The sequence below is a fragment of the Bacteroidota bacterium genome (assembly GCA_016706865.1).
Classification (GTDB): Bacteria; Bacteroidota; Bacteroidia; order Chitinophagales; family BACL12; genus UBA7236.
Window position 1 is genome coordinate 1189555 of record JADJIS010000002.1, and the last position, 18934, is coordinate 1208488.

The 18934-nt window shown below is 36.9% G+C and carries 17 protein-coding genes; 9 read left to right on the top strand and 8 right to left on the bottom strand.

The features are described from left to right. Window positions 1–277: 277 nt before the first annotated feature. Window positions 278–1666, bottom strand: coding sequence for a dihydrolipoyl dehydrogenase (gene lpdA / locus IPI31_08140; protein MBK7567785.1), 1389 nt, complete (start codon window positions 1664–1666; stop codon window positions 278–280). 377 nt (window positions 1667–2043) lie between these two features. Here lpdA and IPI31_08145 point away from each other — a divergent pair, with 377 nt between their 5' ends. Then, entirely contained in the window at window positions 2044–2943 is a 900-nt protein-coding gene (locus tag IPI31_08145) for a T9SS type A sorting domain-containing protein (GenBank protein MBK7567786.1), read from the top strand. Between the two features lie 151 nt (window positions 2944–3094). Here IPI31_08145 and glpK read toward each other — a convergent pair whose 3' ends face one another. Then, complete coding sequence (gene glpK, locus IPI31_08150; GenBank protein MBK7567787.1) at window positions 3095–4564, bottom strand: glycerol kinase GlpK; 1470 nt, start codon at window positions 4562–4564, stop codon at window positions 3095–3097. A gap of 2 nt (window positions 4565–4566) precedes the next feature. Then, window positions 4567–5643 (bottom strand): endonuclease/exonuclease/phosphatase family protein, encoded by a 1077-nt coding sequence (locus IPI31_08155; GenBank protein MBK7567788.1) that lies wholly within the window; start codon window positions 5641–5643, stop codon window positions 4567–4569. A gap of 138 nt (window positions 5644–5781) precedes the next feature. Here IPI31_08155 and IPI31_08160 point away from each other — a divergent pair, with 138 nt between their 5' ends. Together IPI31_08160 and IPI31_08165 are read left to right on the top strand one after the other, a co-directional pair. After that, on the top strand, window positions 5782–6618 hold the full coding sequence (locus tag IPI31_08160; protein MBK7567789.1) for an alpha/beta hydrolase: 837 nt from the start codon (window positions 5782–5784) through the stop codon (window positions 6616–6618). Window positions 6619–6621: 3 nt separating this feature from the next. Then, window positions 6622–7071 carry a hypothetical protein gene (locus tag IPI31_08165; protein ID MBK7567790.1) on the top strand — a complete coding sequence of 150 codons (450 nt, stop codon included), beginning with the start codon at window positions 6622–6624 and terminating at the stop codon, window positions 7069–7071. Window positions 7072–7076: 5 nt separating this feature from the next. Here IPI31_08165 and IPI31_08170 read toward each other — a convergent pair whose 3' ends face one another. The 4 genes from IPI31_08170 to IPI31_08185 form a co-directional block, all read right to left on the bottom strand. Next, window positions 7077–8135, bottom strand: a complete 1059-nt coding sequence (locus tag IPI31_08170) for a VOC family protein (protein MBK7567791.1) — start codon at window positions 8133–8135, stop codon at window positions 7077–7079. 169 nt (window positions 8136–8304) lie between these two features. After that, the gene (locus IPI31_08175) at window positions 8305–9123 is read right to left on the bottom strand and encodes an SDR family oxidoreductase (protein ID MBK7567792.1); all 819 of its coding nucleotides are present in this window, start codon (window positions 9121–9123) and stop codon (window positions 8305–8307) included. Window positions 9124–9136: 13 nt separating this feature from the next. Further along, a complete protein-coding gene (locus tag IPI31_08180; protein MBK7567793.1) occupies window positions 9137–9841 on the bottom strand; it encodes a TIGR04283 family arsenosugar biosynthesis glycosyltransferase in 705 nt (234 codons plus the stop codon). A 1-nt stretch (window position 9842) separates the two neighbouring features. Beyond that, the gene (locus IPI31_08185; protein ID MBK7567794.1) at window positions 9843–10373 is read right to left on the bottom strand and encodes a GNAT family N-acetyltransferase; all 531 of its coding nucleotides are present in this window, start codon (window positions 10371–10373) and stop codon (window positions 9843–9845) included. A gap of 190 nt (window positions 10374–10563) precedes the next feature. On the opposite strand from IPI31_08185, the gene IPI31_08190 reads away from it, so the two are divergent. The 3 genes from IPI31_08190 (at window position 10564) to IPI31_08200 (ending at window position 15521) form a co-directional block, all read left to right on the top strand. After that, window positions 10564–10944, top strand: a complete 381-nt coding sequence (locus IPI31_08190; protein MBK7567795.1) for a hypothetical protein — start codon at window positions 10564–10566, stop codon at window positions 10942–10944. 134 nt (window positions 10945–11078) lie between these two features. After that, window positions 11079–13604, top strand: a complete 2526-nt coding sequence (locus IPI31_08195) for a PIG-L family deacetylase (GenBank protein MBK7567796.1) — start codon at window positions 11079–11081, stop codon at window positions 13602–13604. A 180-nt stretch (window positions 13605–13784) separates the two neighbouring features. Continuing rightward, on the top strand, window positions 13785–15521 hold the full coding sequence (locus tag IPI31_08200) for a sodium:solute symporter (protein MBK7567797.1): 1737 nt from the start codon (window positions 13785–13787) through the stop codon (window positions 15519–15521). A 115-nt stretch (window positions 15522–15636) separates the two neighbouring features. On the opposite strand, the gene IPI31_08205 is transcribed toward IPI31_08200, so the two are convergent. Further along, on the bottom strand, window positions 15637–16041 hold the full coding sequence (locus tag IPI31_08205) for a DUF1761 domain-containing protein (protein ID MBK7567798.1): 405 nt from the start codon (window positions 16039–16041) through the stop codon (window positions 15637–15639). Between the two features lie 142 nt (window positions 16042–16183). Here IPI31_08205 and IPI31_08210 point away from each other — a divergent pair, with 142 nt between their 5' ends. The 3 genes from IPI31_08210 (at window position 16184) to IPI31_08220 (ending at window position 18922) form a co-directional block, all read left to right on the top strand. Continuing rightward, window positions 16184–16999 (top strand): thymidylate synthase, encoded by an 816-nt coding sequence (locus tag IPI31_08210; protein ID MBK7567799.1) that lies wholly within the window; start codon window positions 16184–16186, stop codon window positions 16997–16999. Next, window positions 16996–17493, top strand: coding sequence for a dihydrofolate reductase (locus IPI31_08215; GenBank protein MBK7567800.1), 498 nt, complete (start codon window positions 16996–16998; stop codon window positions 17491–17493). Before IPI31_08210 ends, IPI31_08215 begins: the two co-directional genes overlap by 4 nt. Window positions 17494–17671: 178 nt before the next feature. Beyond that, window positions 17672–18922: an MFS transporter gene (locus IPI31_08220; GenBank protein ID MBK7567801.1), complete on the top strand. Its 1251-nt coding sequence runs from the start codon at window positions 17672–17674 to the stop codon at window positions 18920–18922. The last annotated feature ends 12 nt before the right edge of the window (window positions 18923–18934 follow it).

Genomic DNA, 18934 nt, shown 5'->3' on the forward strand with positions numbered 1-18934 from the left:
CCATCCACAACGTTCCCTCGATCCTCGCGTAACACTGTAGGGACACTTTTTGAATATCAGCGTTTCCTCATTTCTCGGGTACCACAGCAGGGACACTTTTTGTTCACCGCCGCCCCCCCCCCCCCCCCCCCCCCACCACCAACCCAAAAAAAAAAAAAAAATAACAACAAAAAAAAAAACCCCCCCCCCACACAAAAAATCATCGGGTTATCGTTATTCCGGCTGTTCATTGGTACATCATCCCATTGGTACATTGGTACATCATCCCATTGGTACATCACAAATGAATCACCTCCCCATACGCCGCCGCCGCCGCTTCCATCATCGCCTCACTCATAGTAGGATGCGGATGTATGGATTTAATTATTTCGTGTCCCGTTGTTTCTAATTTTCTTGCAACAACTACTTCCGCAATTAATTCGGTAACATTTGCACCTATCATATGCGCACCTAAAAATTCACCGTATTTAGCATCAAAAATTACTTTTACAAATCCTTCGGGAGCACCTGCAGCTTTTGCTTTGCCACTTGCGGTGAATGGAAATTTTCCAACTTTAATTTCATATCCTCCTGCAATTGCAGCAGCCTCTGTTAATCCCACACTTGCAATTTCCGGTGAACAATAAGTACAACCCGGAATATTATTATAATCAATTCCCTCTGGTTTTAATCCCGCAATTGCTTCCACACAAGTGATCCCTTCAGCACTTGCAACATGCGCCAATGCAGGTCCGGGAGTTACATCACCAATTGCATAATATCCATCCACATTTGTTTTATAATATTTATCAACAGTAATTTTTCCTTTTTCTGTTTTTATTCCCGTTTCTTCCAGACCGATATTTTCAATATTTGCAACAACACCTGCAGCACTTAAAACGATATCGCATTCGATAATTTCTTCGCCCTTTGTAGTTTTCACTTTTACTTTACAACCTTCACCGGAAGTATCCACTGCTTCCACACTTGCTTCGGTCATAATTTTAATTCCTTGTTTTTTGAAATTACGAGCGAGTTCTTTTGAAATTTCTTCATCTTCCACAGGAACAACACGACTCATAAATTCAACGATGGTAACTTCTGTTCCGATTGAATTATAAAAATATGCAAATTCAACTCCAATTGCACCCGCGCCAACCACAACCATTTTTTTAGGTTGATTTGGTAAATTCATTGCCTCGCGATAACCGATCACCTTTTTGCCATCTTGTTTCATGGTTCCTAATTCTTTTGATCTTGCTCCGGTTGCAATAATTATATGTTTTGCAGTATGAATCGTTTTAACTCCGGCAGCATCAGTAACCTCAATATTTTTTCCGGGTTTTAATTTTCCGGTTCCCTGAATTACCTCGATTTTATTTTTTTTCATCAAAAAAGTAACTCCTTTGCTCATACCATCAGCAACATCGCGACTGCGTTTTATTATTGCAGGAAAATCCGCTTTAGGTTCCGCAGCAACTATTCCGTAGGCCGACGCATGTTTCATATAATCGAAAACATTGGCACTTTTTAGCAATGCTTTGGTAGGAATACAGCCCCAGTTAAGGCAAATTCCGCCCAATTCTGCCTTTTCCACAATTGCCACCTTCATTCCCAATTGAGAAGCCCTGATCGCAGCCACATAGCCACCCGGACCGCTTCCCATTATTATTACGTCGTAGTTCATTTTTTTGATTTTTTTGCAAAGATAGTAAAAGGGGGTGAGTGGGGAGTGGTGAATGGTGAGAGGGGGTGAGTAGGGTGGGAAATGGTGAGTGGGCGGGAATGAGCAAAGTTGATAGATTAATTTCATGTTAGAGCTGAATGGATCAATCTAACTTAAATCGGACCTGCCTGACGCGGTCAGCAGGCAGACTCACGATTCACAAAAAATGAGTAATGAGTTATGAGTAATGAGTTTGCTTCCAGCCAGGTTTATGGATTGTTTTCCTAGTGGTAATAATCGGTTCACTTTAGTGATTGCTGGATTCACGATTCACGGTTCATGATTCACGGCCTGCATTAAAAGATATTTCCGTATATTTATTACAAAATCACCTCCATATGAAAATAAGATTACTCTTTATCATTATTATGCTTTCATTGGTCACGATAAAAGCCCAGGTTCCGGAATTCGCGCCCATTGGAGCAAAATGGTGGTATGGCCAGATAGAAATGTTTCCACCTTATAATATTGCATATTGGCGATTTGAAGTAATAAAGGATACTGTAATTAATGATTTGACTCTCAGAAAAATAAATAAAACATTTGTAACACAGGTAGGTGAATCTACCTCGCCATTTTATTTATATTCGGATAGTGGAGAAATTTTCATTTATAGACCTGATTTAGATATTTTATATCCATATTTTAATTTTAATGCCAGTTTAGGGGATACGATTCAGACTTCTAATGGATATAATGGCATTGCGACAAATATTGTTGATTCCATTGTATATATTGAAATTGAAGGCGAAATGCTTAAACGATATTACCTCTCCGAAGTAGGAGACGAAAATTATTATTTTGCGGTTGATGGTTATTGTAATTGTTTTACTGAAAGATTAGGAAGTGATGGTTATTTTTTCGCTACATTCGGTGCCGTGGATCCGCCTACCGGTGGCCCGCGAAGATGTTATGAGGATGATGTTTTAGGATTATACGGTGCAGATGATCTGGAGGATTGTGAGTATATCTCCACAGGAATACAGGAAGTTATATCTTCAAATTTATCAGTATACCCTAATCCAGCAGAGGATAAATTATTTGTTTCATACAATGTAAATTCTAAACCTCAACTAAAATTAATTAATCTGGCTGGGGCAGAAATAAATATATCTGAAATAACAATTAATGAGAATATTTTGGAATGTGATATTAGCAATATTCCCGCAGGTATGTATTTTATTTCCATTATTTCCGAAAACGGAATCTATACAACAGATGTTATTATTAAACCCTGATGTAATTCCTCCGTATTAAACACTGCCAACGCTATAAACAACTCAAAAACACCTTGGTGAATAGTGAATAGTCAGTAGTGAGTTTACCCAACCCAGAACTTAGAACACAGAACCCAGAACTCAGAACACAGAACCCAGAACTCAGAACGTTTTAACCAATCCTCCCCACCGTCTCACTCCACTCCAAATACAATCTATCCGCCTCATCCAATTCCTTTTCTGGTGAGAAAATTGTTGATTCGGATTTAATTTTTTTGAGATCTTCGATTGTAAATAATTTTGCACCTATTCCGGCTAACATTGCAGCACCTTTTACTGTAGATTCTAAATATTCGGGTCTGATGACGGGAATTTGTAATTGATCACTTTGAAATTGCATCATCCAATTATTTGCGGATGCACCTCCATCCACTTTTAATTCTTTTAATGTAATTCCGGAATCTTTTTTCATGGCTTCAAATACATCGCGAACCTGATAACATATTCCTTCCAATGCAGCGCGTACGATATGATTTTTATTTGTTCCTCTGCTTAAACCTGTTATGCTTCCCTTTGCATACATGTCCCAGTGTGGTGCACCAAGACCGGTGAATGCAGGAACAAAATATACACCGCCATTATCTGGTAAGGATGCCGCCATTTCTTCTGTTTCATCGCTGCTTTTAATTATTTGAAGATTATCTCTCAACCACTGAATCACTGCTCCGGCAATAAATACACTGCCTTCCAATGCATATTCAATTTTACCATTTATTCCCCAGGCGATGGTGCTTAATAGTTTTGATTCCGATAATTGAAATTCAGCTCCTGTGTTCATCAACATAAAACATCCTGTTCCATAAGTATTTTTTGCTGAGCCTTTTTCAAAACAACATTGGCCGAATAATGCTGCCTGCTGATCGCCTGCAACACCATGTATCGGAATTTCTTTTCCATTTATATTCGCAAATCCAAAATCGTCTATAGAATTTTTTACGATAGGTAATATTTGTGCAGGAATATTTAATAAATTCAATAAAATTTCATCCCACTGAATTTTTTTAATATCAAATAACATGGTTCTTGATGCATTACTTACATCAGTTGCAAACATTTTTCCTTGGGTGAGTTTCCAAATTAACCAGGTATCAATGGTGCCACATAATAAATTCCCTTTTTCGGCTTTTGCTCTTGCACCTTCAACATTATCCAATATCCAATTGATCTTTGTTCCGGAAAAATATGCATCTATAAGCAATCCGGTAGTTTTGCGAATATATTCCTCGTGACCATTTTGAATAAGTGTTTCACACAAGGCTGCAGTTCTTCGATCCTGCCAAACGATGGCATTATAAATGGGTTCACCGGTTTTTTTATCCCATACAACTGTCGTTTCGCGTTGGTTTGTTATTCCAATGGAAACAATATCCTCCACATTAATTCCGGAATTTTTAATTACTGCATTAATAGTAAATAATTGGGTCTCCCATATTTCATTGGCATTGTGTTCCACCCATCCTACCTTGGGGAATATTTGTGTTAATTCTTTTTGCTCCTTTGTTATCTCCTTTAAATTCTCATCAAAAAGAATTGTTCTTGAGGAAGTGGTTCCCTGATCAATTGCCAGAATATATTTCATCACAATTAATTTTTTAATTTAACCTGCATAAGTACTGGCTGATGATCGGAGAATTCAAAATTGGTATTGATCGTTTTTATTTTTTGCAATTCTATATTTGGTGAGAGGAGATAAAAATCTATCACTGTTTTAAAAGTTTTATCATTTAAAGGTGCTTCTAAATGCCTGTTGGTAGGAACATCCGGGTCATACGCCCAGAGCCAGTTTTCAGGAGTGTAATCAAAACTCATGGAAGGAGGCATAAATCCATCATAACCACCGATAGGTGTAAAAAAATCATTTTTAAAACTGGGGGGACATTGGTTCCAATCGCCACCGGCAATTACGTAATTTCCTTTTTTATATTCTTCTTCCACATATTTTTTCAGATAATTCATTTCGGCATTTTTAATTTCACCGCTCTCATCATATGCAGAATTATGGGTATTGATTATAATTAACTCTTTATTATTTGCCATCGGATAACGCTGCGCTAAAAAACAACGGTCAAGAAAAAATATTCTTGTGGGCCAGGGGAATTTTCCGGGATACTGATAACGTTGCGATTCTGATGGTTGATATCGCGAAAATGTTGCAACCCCTCCGGTTACTTTTCCCATTGGATTGGTATAAGGAACCGGAACAAAATTTACATCGTAATTTAATCCAAAACTTGCGGAGTGATCAGTTAGTGTATGAAATACACTATCGTATTGATTAACTCCAAAACTCCGTGCTGAATTAACATCAATTTCCTGTATCAGAAAAAAATCAACAGTATCGTTTGATCTTAATATATTTAATTGGCCCTGAAAATCCTTATCCCAAATTTCTTTAGGTGCTCTCACCATTCTTCCGCCATCGTAAAAAAAGTCAGCTTCTTTCCCCAGCCCTCCATAACCAATATTCCAGATCATGAGATTTATTACGGAATCTATAGAATTTGATGCCAGGGCATTGCCCTCCGTTTTTACCTTTTCACTTGTTTCGGGATCTGGTTTATATTCGGTAATTGTTCCGTAAAGAATTACACCGATAAGATAAAGTGCAACTATTAGCACAAGTAACAGAATGATGCGGAAGGATTTTTTTATATATTTCATAAATTCTGGTATTTAACGCTGTGGTTGGTGGCCGTGGTTGGGGGTTTTCACCAACCACAACTACTTTTGTTATTCCCAATTCAATCCCGAAGGTAAAAGTTTTACCTTATATTTATGCCAACATTATATAAAGTATTTATGAATCATTCTACATACGATTGGAAGAATAAAAAAGGTCAACATATTTTCGCTCAGCGTTGGTTACCGGATGGTAAACCGATTGCTGTTATATGTCACGTGCACGGACAAAGCGATCACAGCAGCAGATTTGAACATGTGGCTGGTTTTTTTGTGGATCATGATATTGCTTTTATTGCGATCGACCTTATCGGTCATGGGAAAAGTGCAGGCGCACGCGGACATGTTCTTTCCTTTAGTGAATATACCGAGTCGGTTGACATGTTATTGGATGAAGCGGAGAAATTATTTCCTGATGTTCCAGTGTTTGTTTATGGGCATAGTATGGGTGGAAATATTGTTTTACATCATGCATTTGTAACAACACGAAACATAAAAGGATATATTGTTACATCACCCTGGATAAAACTTGCCTTCGAACCTCCTGCATGGAAAGTGGCTTTGGGAAAAACGGTTAAATCCATTTTTCCCGCTTTATTGCAACCAACAGGTTTGGATGCATCCTTAATTTCGCACGATGAAGAAGTTGTTGAAAAATATAAGAATGATAAATTGGTGCATGGTAAAATTTCCGCCTCAGGATTTTTTGAAATATTAATGCATGGATATGCAATTTTAGATCACAAAGACGAATTAAAATATCCCGTTTTATTGATGCACGGAACCGGTGATAAAGTTACTTCCTGTGATGCAAGCAGAACATTTGCTAATCAACATCAGAAAAATATGACCTTTATCGAAATGGATGGTTTGTATCATGAAATGCATAACGAACCCCAGCAATTAACTGTATTTAATGAAATGTTAAATTGGATAAAAAATACAATAAATAAATAATTTATGACAGCTAAACCAAACGCTCTTCAATCTATGTCAGTAATTTACGCATCCCTTATAATGGGTGTGGTATTATTTGGGGTGATGACCATCTTTGTGTTAGGGAAACCTGCGCAACCTCAGGATGAAATGGATATTTTGGGTTATACTGCAATTATTTTAGCAATTGTAGTACCAATAGGTGGAATTTATTTATACAATAAATTAATTGCAGAGGTAAAAGAGGCTGATGTAAAAACAAAATTAAACAAATGGCGCGCCGCAACTTTAATACGTGCAGCAACAATTGAAGGGCCTTGTTTATTTTGTGTGGTAAATATTATGTTGAGTGGTGCCGATATATTTCTATATTTGTATGTGGCACTTTTGGTATTGATGATATTCAATTTCCCAACAAAAAACCGGGTGCTAAATGAACTTCAGATTACAGAGGAGGATTTGAGTATTAAATAACAGATCTATCCCCTCGTTCTATTCAAGCCCATTGCTTTCACCATCCAATTTGGCAATGCCTGTTCAGGATCTCTTTTTTGCAGATTCAAATACCATCCGAATTTTTTTAGAATTGGAACTTTATGCGTTTCTACAAATTCTATTAATGCCCCGTCAGGATCTTCTATGTACGAAAAATGTCCCGCTGCTTCTCCCATATCAAAATGATCGCCGCTATCAACAGTAAACGGATAACCTTTTGAAGTACATAATTCCTTCATTTCTTTCATGCCCTGAATATCAAAACACAAATGAATAAAACCAAGATCACCCCAAAAACGATTTTCAAATATTTTTTTTACGGGACGATCATATACTTTTATTAATTCAATTTCACCGTTTCCTAAAAGTTTACTGAATGGTCCGCGTCGGGATGTTGATTGTGCCAATAAAACTCTTCTCGATTTAATTTGTCCTCCAGGTAAAACAGAGGTATCATTAAATATCTCTTCCTTATCATAAACAACCTTATCAAATCCGAGAATTTCACCATAAAATCGTTTTGATCTTTCCATATCTGTAACACCAACTACAGCTCCATAACTTCCACCGGTGGTAAATTCCGTTTTGCCAAACCAATCATCCGCTTTTACAATTTCAAATACATTTCCATAAAGATCTTTTAAATAAAAATGTGGATCTCCTTTAGGATCGTTGGTTACTTCTCCTAAAATTTTTACACCCTGACGTTGCAACGTTTTATAAGTAGCCTGTACATCCCGACTTTTTATTTTACATGCAAATATTCCAAGATCGCCATATTGAATTTCAAATGTAGCTGCAACCGGAGTTCTGGAAGTATATTGCCAAATCTCAAAACCACCACCTCCATTCATATTAATTGCAAGAATCGCATGGCGTTTATGTGGCTGTCCACCCGTATAGGGCAACATCAAGTTCGCCTCTGCGGCCTCCTCAAATATCTTCACATCCATCCCAAATTTTTCTCTATACCATCTCCATGCCTCTTGTACGAATGGATTGCCGATTCCTATTTGTTGTATTCCACTTATTATTGGTTTCATGATTACATTTTCAGTTTGTTAATTTATTTTATCGTGAATCGTGAGTCGTGAATCCGGGTCGGAGCATACTCATAACTCATTACTCATAACTCATTCATGCCTAGTAACAGTTCTAATTCGAAGCAAAATCATGATGCGGACATACTCACCACTCACTACTCACCATTCACTATTTCGTTGCTACTTTCGATATCATTTTATAATATAGTCCCGGCAAAAACCTCCTAATATGCGCCATCCAGATTTCTTTTCCGCCAATCAGAACTTCTTTTTTATTATTTTTTATTGCTTTTATTATTTTTCTTGCACATACATCCACAGGCATCCCTTTTGCTTGTCCGGGATCTAATATAGCCTGATTTTTTCCGTCGCCTTTTACCGCGTTATAAGAAATATTTGTATGCACAAATCCCGGCATTATTATGTGTATTTGAACGGGTGATCCTTTGATGGTATTTTCTGCGCGCATAGCATCAAAATACCCTATCAATGCGTGTTTACTTGCGCAATATGTGGACCGATTAGGGACACCGATTTTTCCTGTGATACTGCTTAACAAAATTATTTTGCCGTAACCGTTTTTTTCCATTTGTGGAATTACAGCTTTGCTTAAAATTACGGAACTATTAAAATTAATATCCATAATTCGCTGTTCCACATCCGCTTCGGTTTCCATTGCAGTGGATCGCTGACTTATTCCGCCGCTATTTATAAGCATGTCTATCCTCCCAAAAAGTGCAATAGCCTTTTCCGCAATTCCATTAAGTGAATTCAAATCAGAAAGATCAATTGGTAAAACTTCAATATTACTGCTGTAGGGAAGGCATTCCGTTTTTACCCTTTCGAGTTCCTCTTTTCTTCGTGAGGATAGGATCAAAGTAGCTTTATCACGGGCAAATTGTTTTGCAAGTTCTTCCCCAATACCCGAAGAGGCGCCTGTTATCCAGATCACTTTTCCAGTTGCGAAGGTCTTATTTGCAGCACTCATGCCGCAAAGATACTTATTGCCCCTTAGGATGTTTAATCATGCTGTGGTAAGTATTGCGAATGCGCTGCGGACTATAGGCTCCCGACATAAACATATACATGGCGACTGCATTGGCGAAGTTCACCTTTGCCCAACTGTTGTGTTCATATTTTCTTGCAGAAACTACCGCATATTCCGGGATCACTTTGAAGGAATATATTTTCATCAACCGTTTAACAAAATCATAATCCTCCATGATGATAAATTTTTCACTAAATCCATTTAAAGCAAAAAATATTTCTTTTTTTACAAAAAGTGTCTGATCACCGCCGCGGCATATTAATCCCCCGAAACGATTAAAAAAAGCATTTACTTTTAATAAATATTTATCTGAATCAAATTTATAACGGAAACAACCGGCATCATAATTTTGATGAACGGCTTCAATTATTGAATCAAAACAGGTTTTGGGAGGAATACAATCAGCATGTACAAAATATAAAATTTCTCCCCTGGCATGTTTAGCAGCAAAGTTCATTTGATTGGAACGACCTTTTTTTGGGGAATGCAGAATTATTGTATTGAATTGGGACGCTATTTTTATAGTATTATCCTCACTTCCACCATCACAAACAATACATTCTAAAATTTTATCGGAATTTATTGATGCAAACCACAACAAAATTTTTGAAATATATTTTTCCTCATTAAGGGTAGGAATAATTATACTGATTTTCATCTTATAAACTTTTGATCATGATAAAATCATCTTGAACATCGTCTCCTAAAGTAAAGGTAGTTGTTCCTGAAATTATAAAACCTAAATGTTTGTATATGGCAATTGCCTTTTCATTCTTTTGCCAAACACCTAACCACAAATAATTACAGGAACTTTCTAACGCAAAATTTTCTGTAATGTTCATCAGTTTTTTCCCCACTTTATATTGCTGATATTCTTTAATAACATAATACCGGGAAATTTCGCAACCACTTCCTTCTGCCATATACGTTGAATTTATGACCTCCAGTTTTATGTAACCTATCATTTTTTCTCCCTTGAAAGCGATAAAAATGGTAATATTTTTAGTTTTGAGTTCTGCCCCGATCACCTCCGGAGAAAAATGAGTGTTTATATACAATTGCATGTTCTCACTTGTATTTTCCTGTTGGTAGGTGTCGTAAAAGGTTTCTGCACATAAACTGCATAGGCCACTTAGGTCATCCGGACTAGCTTTTCTGATTTTTATTTCCTCTGTATATACATGCTCCATCACCCAATTTTAACACTTTGGCATCAATTTTTCGGCATTGGTCGAAAAATTATGTTAAAATTTATAGGGCGCCTGTAACTTTCTGTCATATTTATACGCCTTAGCGTTAAATATGGTTAAAAGATATACATATTAACATAATAATTTTTAATTTCACGTTACCGAAGGGTAGCACTATAAAAACCACTAAATGAAAAACCTGATCGCTATCGTATTTGTAATGTTAACAGGCCTTTCTGTTGTTTTGGCAGGCGGTCCTGAAAGCGACGATCTTTTAAATGCTGCCACCTGTGTTGTGGATGAAACCGCCCAACGAAGCTATTCTACCAGTCAATCAGGCGAAAAGAAGATATCTTATGCATCGGTAATACCTGCTCCGGATGAAAAAAATGTGGTGATCACTTTTACGATCAATGAGGATAACAAGATACATGTGGTAGATGTTAAAGGTGGTTATGCCTTTCTAAACCATTATATAAAATCATCCCTGGAAGGAAAAGTGATCAAAACTGAGAATGCCTTACCCGGAATAAACTATGTTATGGCTGTAAAATTGCCAACCTCTGTCTGAAAATATTAATAAAAGCTATATGGAACCCTCGAACTTAATCGGGGGTTTTCTATTTTTGAGGCAGGAGAAGAAATTTTGTTTATCTATTATTTTACGATATCCCCCTTCTTCCACTATTAAATCGGAATCAATTTATGAAAAAGAGTTTATTTATTATTTGTTTTTTATCAGCACTTAGAATTTCATTTGCGCAACAGGTCGAATGGAATTCTTCCAGAATTTTATTGGAGATACAAAAATTAAATACCACTGGTAGTGTGCTGTATATCGCCGCGCATCCGGATGATGAAAATACCAGAATGATAACTTATCTGGCAAACGAAAAGAAAGTGCGCACCGGGTATTTATCGCTCACAAGAGGAGATGGTGGACAAAATCTTGTTGGTGATGAACAAGGTGCCTATTTGGGATTAATACGAACACAGGAATTAATGGCAGCGAGAAGAACCGATGGTGGCGAACAATTTTTTACACGTGCAGTTGATTTCGGTTACAGCAAAAGTGCAACGGAAACATTTACCAAATGGCCACACGATAGTATTTTAAGTGATGTTGTATGGGTGATAAGAAATTTCAGACCTGATATTATAATTATGCGTTTTCCACCGGATGAACGTGCAGGTCATGGACAACATACCGTTAGTGGAATTATTGCAGAAGAAGCATTTGCGGCAGCTGCAGATCCCACAAAATTTCCGGAACAATTAAAATATGTTACTGTATGGCAGGCACAAAGATTATTTTTAAATAATTCTACCTGGTGGGATAAAGATCTGCCCACTAAAATTGCAAACGGTGAAAAAAATCTCGCATGGTTGGATGTTGGAGGATATAATGCGCTGCTGGGGAAAAGTTACGGCGAAATTGCAGCCGAAAGCAGAACCAATCATAAAAGTCAGGGTTTTGGAAGTACACCAACCAGAGGTGAACAAAAAGAATATCTCGAATTAAAAAACGGAACTGCTTTTTCGAACAACGATATTTTTGATGGAATTTCCACTTCCTGGGAGCGGTATCGTCAGGGTTCGGAAATAAAATTAGCGTTGGATAAAATTATATCTGATTTTGATGTAATACACCCGGAAAAATCAGTGGATGCATTATTAAAAGTTTACACTCAATTAGAAAATACTCCTACCGATCAATTGGTAGAATTTAAAAAACAACAGTTGCAGAATATTATTGTAGCATGTTTGGGATTGTGGCTGGAGCCTGTTGCGGAGAAGGATATGGTGGTGCAGGGGGAAGAAATTAAAATATTCAGTTCCTCCATCAAGAGAAATGAATATCCTCTCACATTGGAGTCCATTACAGTTTTAAATAATGAATATAAGGCAGGTGAAATTCTTCCTGCTGGAATTAATCAATTAGATACTTTTGAGATTCGTATCTCTGGCAATTTAAAATCTTCGCCTTATTGGCTGGACGATGATTATAACGGGCTCTTCACAATTTCGGATCAAAAGAATCGCGGTAAAGCAGAAAATGATCCATTACTTTCATTTATTTATAACGTAAAAATTGGCGAGCAATTATTTAATATAAAAAGAGCTGTTGTATATAAAGAAACAGATGCTGTAAAAGGGGAAATATACAAACCTTTAAGTATTATACCCGAATATTATATAGAGTTAGATCAAAACAATATATTTCTGCATCAAGATGCTCCCACAGAAATATCATTTAGCGTATATGCAAACAGAGACTTAGCTAATGCGCCGCTGGTAATTAAATCAGATAATATGGATAAACAAACTTCTGAGAAGGTTTTTATTGATTTAAAAAAAGGCGAAACGCGGAATTATAAAGTGAAAGTAAAACCAACTGGTCAATTAACTAATTTTGGTTTTTACAAAATCCGTTCTGATTCCTTATTCATTTTTGACGAAAATGCGAACGAACGGGTTGTAACTACAGATACATATTTCGAAGCAGGTTCAAATTATATTATCGAATACGATCACATTCCCCGCCAGGTAGTATTCGAGCAGGCAACCGTTAAAATTATCAATGCAGATATTAAAATACCTCAGATTAAAATTGCATACATAGAAGGTGCCGGTGATAAAGTGGATGAAAGTCTGCAACAGATCGGATTAAATATTACTACAATTGCACCGGAAGCCATCACCTTAAATGAATTGAAAAAATATGAGGCTGTAGTAATTGGTGTTCGTGCATACAATACCTCTAAGGTGCTGGCAGATAATCAAAGTATTTTAATGCAATATGTTAATGAAGGCGGACTTGTTATCACCCAATACAATACGAACTGGGATATGTATACAGAAATTATAGGTCCTTATCCGTTTAAAATTAAAAGAGGTCGCGTAACAGATGAAAATTCACCCGTCGACTTTTTGCTCCCGGAGCATAGTGTATTAAATACACCAAATAAACTCACTAAAGCAGATTTTGACGGATGGATACAAGAACGCGGAATTTATTTTGCAGAAGAACTTGCACCGGAATATGTATCACCATTGGCATTTACCGACCCCAACGAAAAACCTCAGAGCGGCAGTTTAATAATTGCAGATTACGGCAAAGGTGCATTTATGTATACCGGTATCGCATTTTTTCGTGAATTACCTGCCGGAGTTCCGGGAGCATATCGTTTATTTATAAATTTATTATCCTATAAAAATCAGGGTAAATAATGATCGTATTTAGTTCCTCCGTTATTTTAAACTTCGCGAAACTTCGCGTCCTTAGCGACTTCGTGGCCTTAACACTATCTAAATGAATACAAAAAAATATTGGCGCAACTGGTATCTTTTTGTAATAGCATTTCTTGTGTTGCAGATCATTATATATTCATACATTACAAATAATCTGCAATGAGTTGGATCGATTGGATTGTGATGTTCGGGACATTGTTTTTTATTGCCGGTTACGGTATTTATAAAACCCGTAAGACCAAATCTATTGAAACTTATCTTCATGATAATAATGAGAGAAAATGGTGGGAGATAGGATTGGGTGTAATGGCAACCCAGGCAAGTGCGATAACATTTTTATCGGTTCCCGGACAAGCATACGACAGCGGTATGGGATTCATTCAATTTTATTTCGGACTTCCGCTTGCCATGATCGTAATTGCCGTATTTTTTATTCCGATATTTTACAAATTAAAAGTTTATACTGCATACGAATTTTTGGAACAACGTTTTGATCTTAAAACAAGAACTTTTACTGCTTCCTTGTTTTTAATTCAACGTGCATTCTCCACGGGTATTACAATTTATGCGCCATCCATAATTTTATCGCAATTGTTAGGATGGGATCTGCGGACCACGGTTTTATTTATTGGCATATTAGTAACTGCATATATAATTTCCGGAGGAACAAAAGCAGTTGCAGTTACACACAAACAACAAATGTTGGTGATCTATCTGGGGATGTTCATCGCCTTCGGTTATTTAATTTATTATATCAGTGAACATGCGGATTTTGGAGAAAGTATGCAGATAGCCGGCGCGCTCGGAAAAATGGATATTATTTCCAATGGGATGGAAAATAATAAATTTAACTGGAGCGATAAATACAATATCATTTCCGGATTGATAGGGGGATTGTTTTTGCAACTCAGTTATTTCGGAACTGATCAAAGTCAGGTGGGGAGATACTTGGGGGGAGAATCAGTAAAGGAAAGCCGTCTGGGTCTTTTATTTAACGGTCTTGTAAAAATTCCTGTTCAATTTTTTATTTTACTCACAGGAATTTTGGTTTTTGTATTTTATCAATTTAATCAGCCACCGGTTTATTTTAATCAGGTGGCTTATGAAAACACAAAAACCTCTGTGTATGCCGATAGTCTTAAACTAGCAGAAGAACAATATTTAAATGCAACCTATTTAAATGCTGCAAATGCCAGTTTTTTAAAAGATAATCTTGATAAAAAGGATAAGACAGCAATTGCTGAAGCAAAAAATGAATTAGCCGCATCATACGTGCTTAGTGAAGAATTGCGGAAAGAAGTAAACAGGATTATAATTGCGGCAAATCCGGGTGTTGAGGACGATCACGATTATATATTCATGCATTTCGTTACAAATTATTTGCCTATTGGCCTTGTGGGATTATTATTTGCAGTAATTTTTTGTGCGAGCATGAGTTCTACCTCTTCTGCTTTAAATGGTTTGGCAGCAACATTTTCAGTGGATATTTACAAACGATTAATGAATAAGGATGCCAATGCAAAACAATATCTCAATGCCAGTAAATTATTGACCTTATTTTTCGGTGCACTTGCCATAGGATTTGCGTTGGTCTGTTCCCTTTTCGATAATCTGATTGAAGCCGTAAACATTTTGGGCAGTTTATTTTATGGCACCATACTCGGTATTTTTCTCACAGCATTCTTAATCAAAAAAGTAAAAGGACATGCCGTTTTTATTGCGGCCATCATAAGTGAACTCTGCATTTTATATTTAGATTTTAGCGTTCGGTTTAATTGGAACACTCCAAAATTAGAAATTGGATATTTGTGGTATAATGTTATCGGTTGTTTGTTGGTGATGATCATAAGTATAAGCATCCAATCCTTTAATCACCGCAAACCGATAGTCGATTAACTCCCTTACCGTATCTTCCCGCACTTACTATCTTCCTGGCCTCGTCATCCAAACTATAAACTCAAAATAAAAAGCCCGAAATAATATTCCGGGCTCTAAAAAATTAAACTTTATTTCACATCGATGCATAAATTACCGCAGCAACTATACTTGCAATAGTTGTATAGCCCGCATCATATAAAATAAGATTTTTCGAACGCATTGAATAAAGGTTATGTATCCAGGTGGTTAATCCGGAAAATATGAGTCCGATTACAAGACCGAATTGAACTGCATCACCGGTGCTGAGTTCTTGACCCATCAACCCACACATACATGCAACAATTACAAATTCCAATAAAAACGTCACACCGTAAATGGCTTTGTTAAAATTGTTATTTATTTGGTCCTTTGATAGACCGGCTGCCTCCATCCAGCCTTTGCCCAATATACCATACCAGGCAGCACCAATTACAAAATAGGCTACAGTCGCTAATAGAACGGCGAGCCAGTCTAGATTTGAGAGTAAGTTGCTAATCATTTGAGTTTGTTTTAATTAAAGATAAATTCTTTCCCAAAATCCGCAAAACCATCTTATACCGGCACTGTTGAGATTGTGTTTATTCCTTTGGTCATATCATTAAAATAGTTCCGTAACCCCTTAATTTCCGTAAATTTGCATCATGCAACAGTATCTCGATCTGCTAACAAAAATTTTAGAGGAAGGTCAGCAAAAGTCTGATCGAACAGGCACCGGAACCATCAGTTTATTCGGGTATCAGATGCGTTTTGACCTGAAGGAAGGATTTCCACTTTTAACTACTAAAAAACTACATACCAGAAGTATCATCCATGAATTATTGTGGTTCTTGAAAGGTGATACCAATATTCAATACCTGAAAGAAAATGAAGTGCGTATCTGGGATGAATGGGCAGATGAAAATGGTGATCTTGGTCCGGTGTACGGTCATCAATGGCGAAGTTGGCCGACAGCAGATGGCGGAGCTGTAGATCAGATTTCAAATTTGATCGAGCAGATCAAAAAAAATCCTGACTCCAGAAGATTAATTGTGAGTGCATGGAATGTTGGAGAAATAGAAAAAATGGCTTTGCCTCCATGTCATTGTTTATTTCAATTTTATGTCGCACCTGCTGAAACTCCCGGAGCAAAAAGAAAATTGTCATGTCAGTTATATCAGCGCAGTGCAGATACATTTTTAGGTGTGCCGTTTAATATTGCGAGTTATGCAGTATTAACCATGATGATTGCCCAGGTTTGTGATCTTGATTATGGTGATTTTGTTCATACCTTCGGAGATGTGCATATTTATAATGATCACATCGAACAAGCTAAATTGCAATTGACCCGCGAGCCCCGCAATTTACCGCAGATGAAAATTAATCCTGCAGTAAAAAATATTTTCGAATTTACTATTGATGATTTTGAATTGTTGAACTACGATCCGCATCCTCATATTAAAGCCAAAGTTTCCGTATGATATTTTCCGCGATTGCCGCTGTTGCCGATAATAATGTTATTGGATATAAAGGAGATATGCCTTGGGGAAAAATGCGCGCAGATCTTAAATATTTTAAACAAAATACTATTGGCAAATGGTGTATTTTAGGAAGAAAATCATATAATGCTTTGGGAAATAAAGTGCTGCCCGGTAGAAAATTTATTGTAGTTACCAGAGATAAGGATTTTGTTGCCGAGGATAGTTTAGTAGTGCACGATATTAAGGATGCGATAAATCATCCGGCACTAAAAGGGGAGGAGGAAGTAATGATATTAGGTGGAGGTGAAATATATAAACTTGCAATGGAGTACACCGATCGTGTTCATTTAACAAAAATTCATGCAAGTTTTGAAGGGGATACTTTTTTCCCTGAATTAGAAACAGATAAATGGATCTTATCTTCTGCTGATTATCATGTAGCAGATGAAAATAATCCGCATTCATATACATTTTTGGTTTTTGATAGAAAGTGAATTGAATTCTGCTTCATAATTATATAATATAAGTATGGTATAAAAAATAGGCCGCGAAGACGCGAAGAGCGCGAAGGAAGCGCGAATTATATCTCAAAACCTTTGCGAAACTTTGCGCCCTTTGCGTCTTCGCGGCAAAAAAACTATTTTTGACTCTTAAAATCCATTAACCACCAACATGAATCAACCCTCACCAAAAAAACATGCTATCCTCAGCCTCACAGTCATTGTTGCTGCCCTCGGGTATTTTGTGGATATTTATGACCTTCAGTTATTTAATCTTGTAAGCAAAACAAGTTTAAAAGGCTTGGGAATAACAGATCCTGCACAACTGGATTACTGGGATATCCGCTTATTTAATTTCCAGATGTTCGGAATGTTGATAGGAGGAATTGTTTGGGGAATTTTGGGAGATCTCAAAGGAAGAAAATCAATTTTATTCGGAAGCATTATTTTATATTCTATTGCAAATATTTTAAATGGATTTGTTGAAAATACCTTTCAATATTCCATTGTTCGTTTTTTTGCAGGATTAGGGTTAGCAGGTGAATTAGGCGCAGCAATTACCTTGGTAAGCGAAATTCTTCATAAAGAAAAACGCGGATTAGGAACAATGTTGATCGTAAGTGTTGGTGCTCTGGGAGCTGTTACTGCATTTTATATCACCGGGCAGGTGGATTGGAGGACTTCCTATTTTATTGGAGGTGGATTAGGACTTTTATTATTGGGATTGCGCTTCGGTACTTTTGAAAGTGGAATGTTCGATCAGGTAAAACAACAAAATATAACAAGAGGTAATTTCCTGTCATTATTTTCTGACGCTGCAAGATTAAAAAAATATATTTTTTGTATTCTCATCGGTGTGCCCGTTTGGTATTGTATCGGAGTTTTAATGAAGTTCTCCGATAAGTTTGCCGGCGAATGGGGATTAGATGTGAGCGGTGACAATGGCATACAGATCCGTAGAACCGCGATCATGCTTTCTTATGTCGGTTTAAGTGTGGGTGATATGCTCAGCGGAATATTAAGTCAGGTATTTAAAAGCAGAAAAAAAGTGGTGATCGGATATTTACTCGCCAGTATCGTATTTGCCTGCATCTATTTATTTATAAAAAGCGATTCTCTTTTCTTATTTAATACCATGTGTTTCCTTTTAGGTTGCGCAACCGGATATTGGGCGTTATTTGTAACCATTGCCTCAGAACAATTCGGCACCAATATCAGAGCAACAGTTACCACCACTGTTCCTAATTTTGTAAGAGGTTTGGTAGTTCCTTTAACGCTCGGATTTGCCGCCTTAGCCGGAAATATTGGGAATATAAATTCTGCTTTGGTAGTGGGATTGATTTCTGTTTCTTTAGCACTAATTGCTATTTTTTCTGTGAAGGAAACCTTTAGTAAAGATTTGAATTATGTAGAAATGAGCTGAGGGGACCTCAAG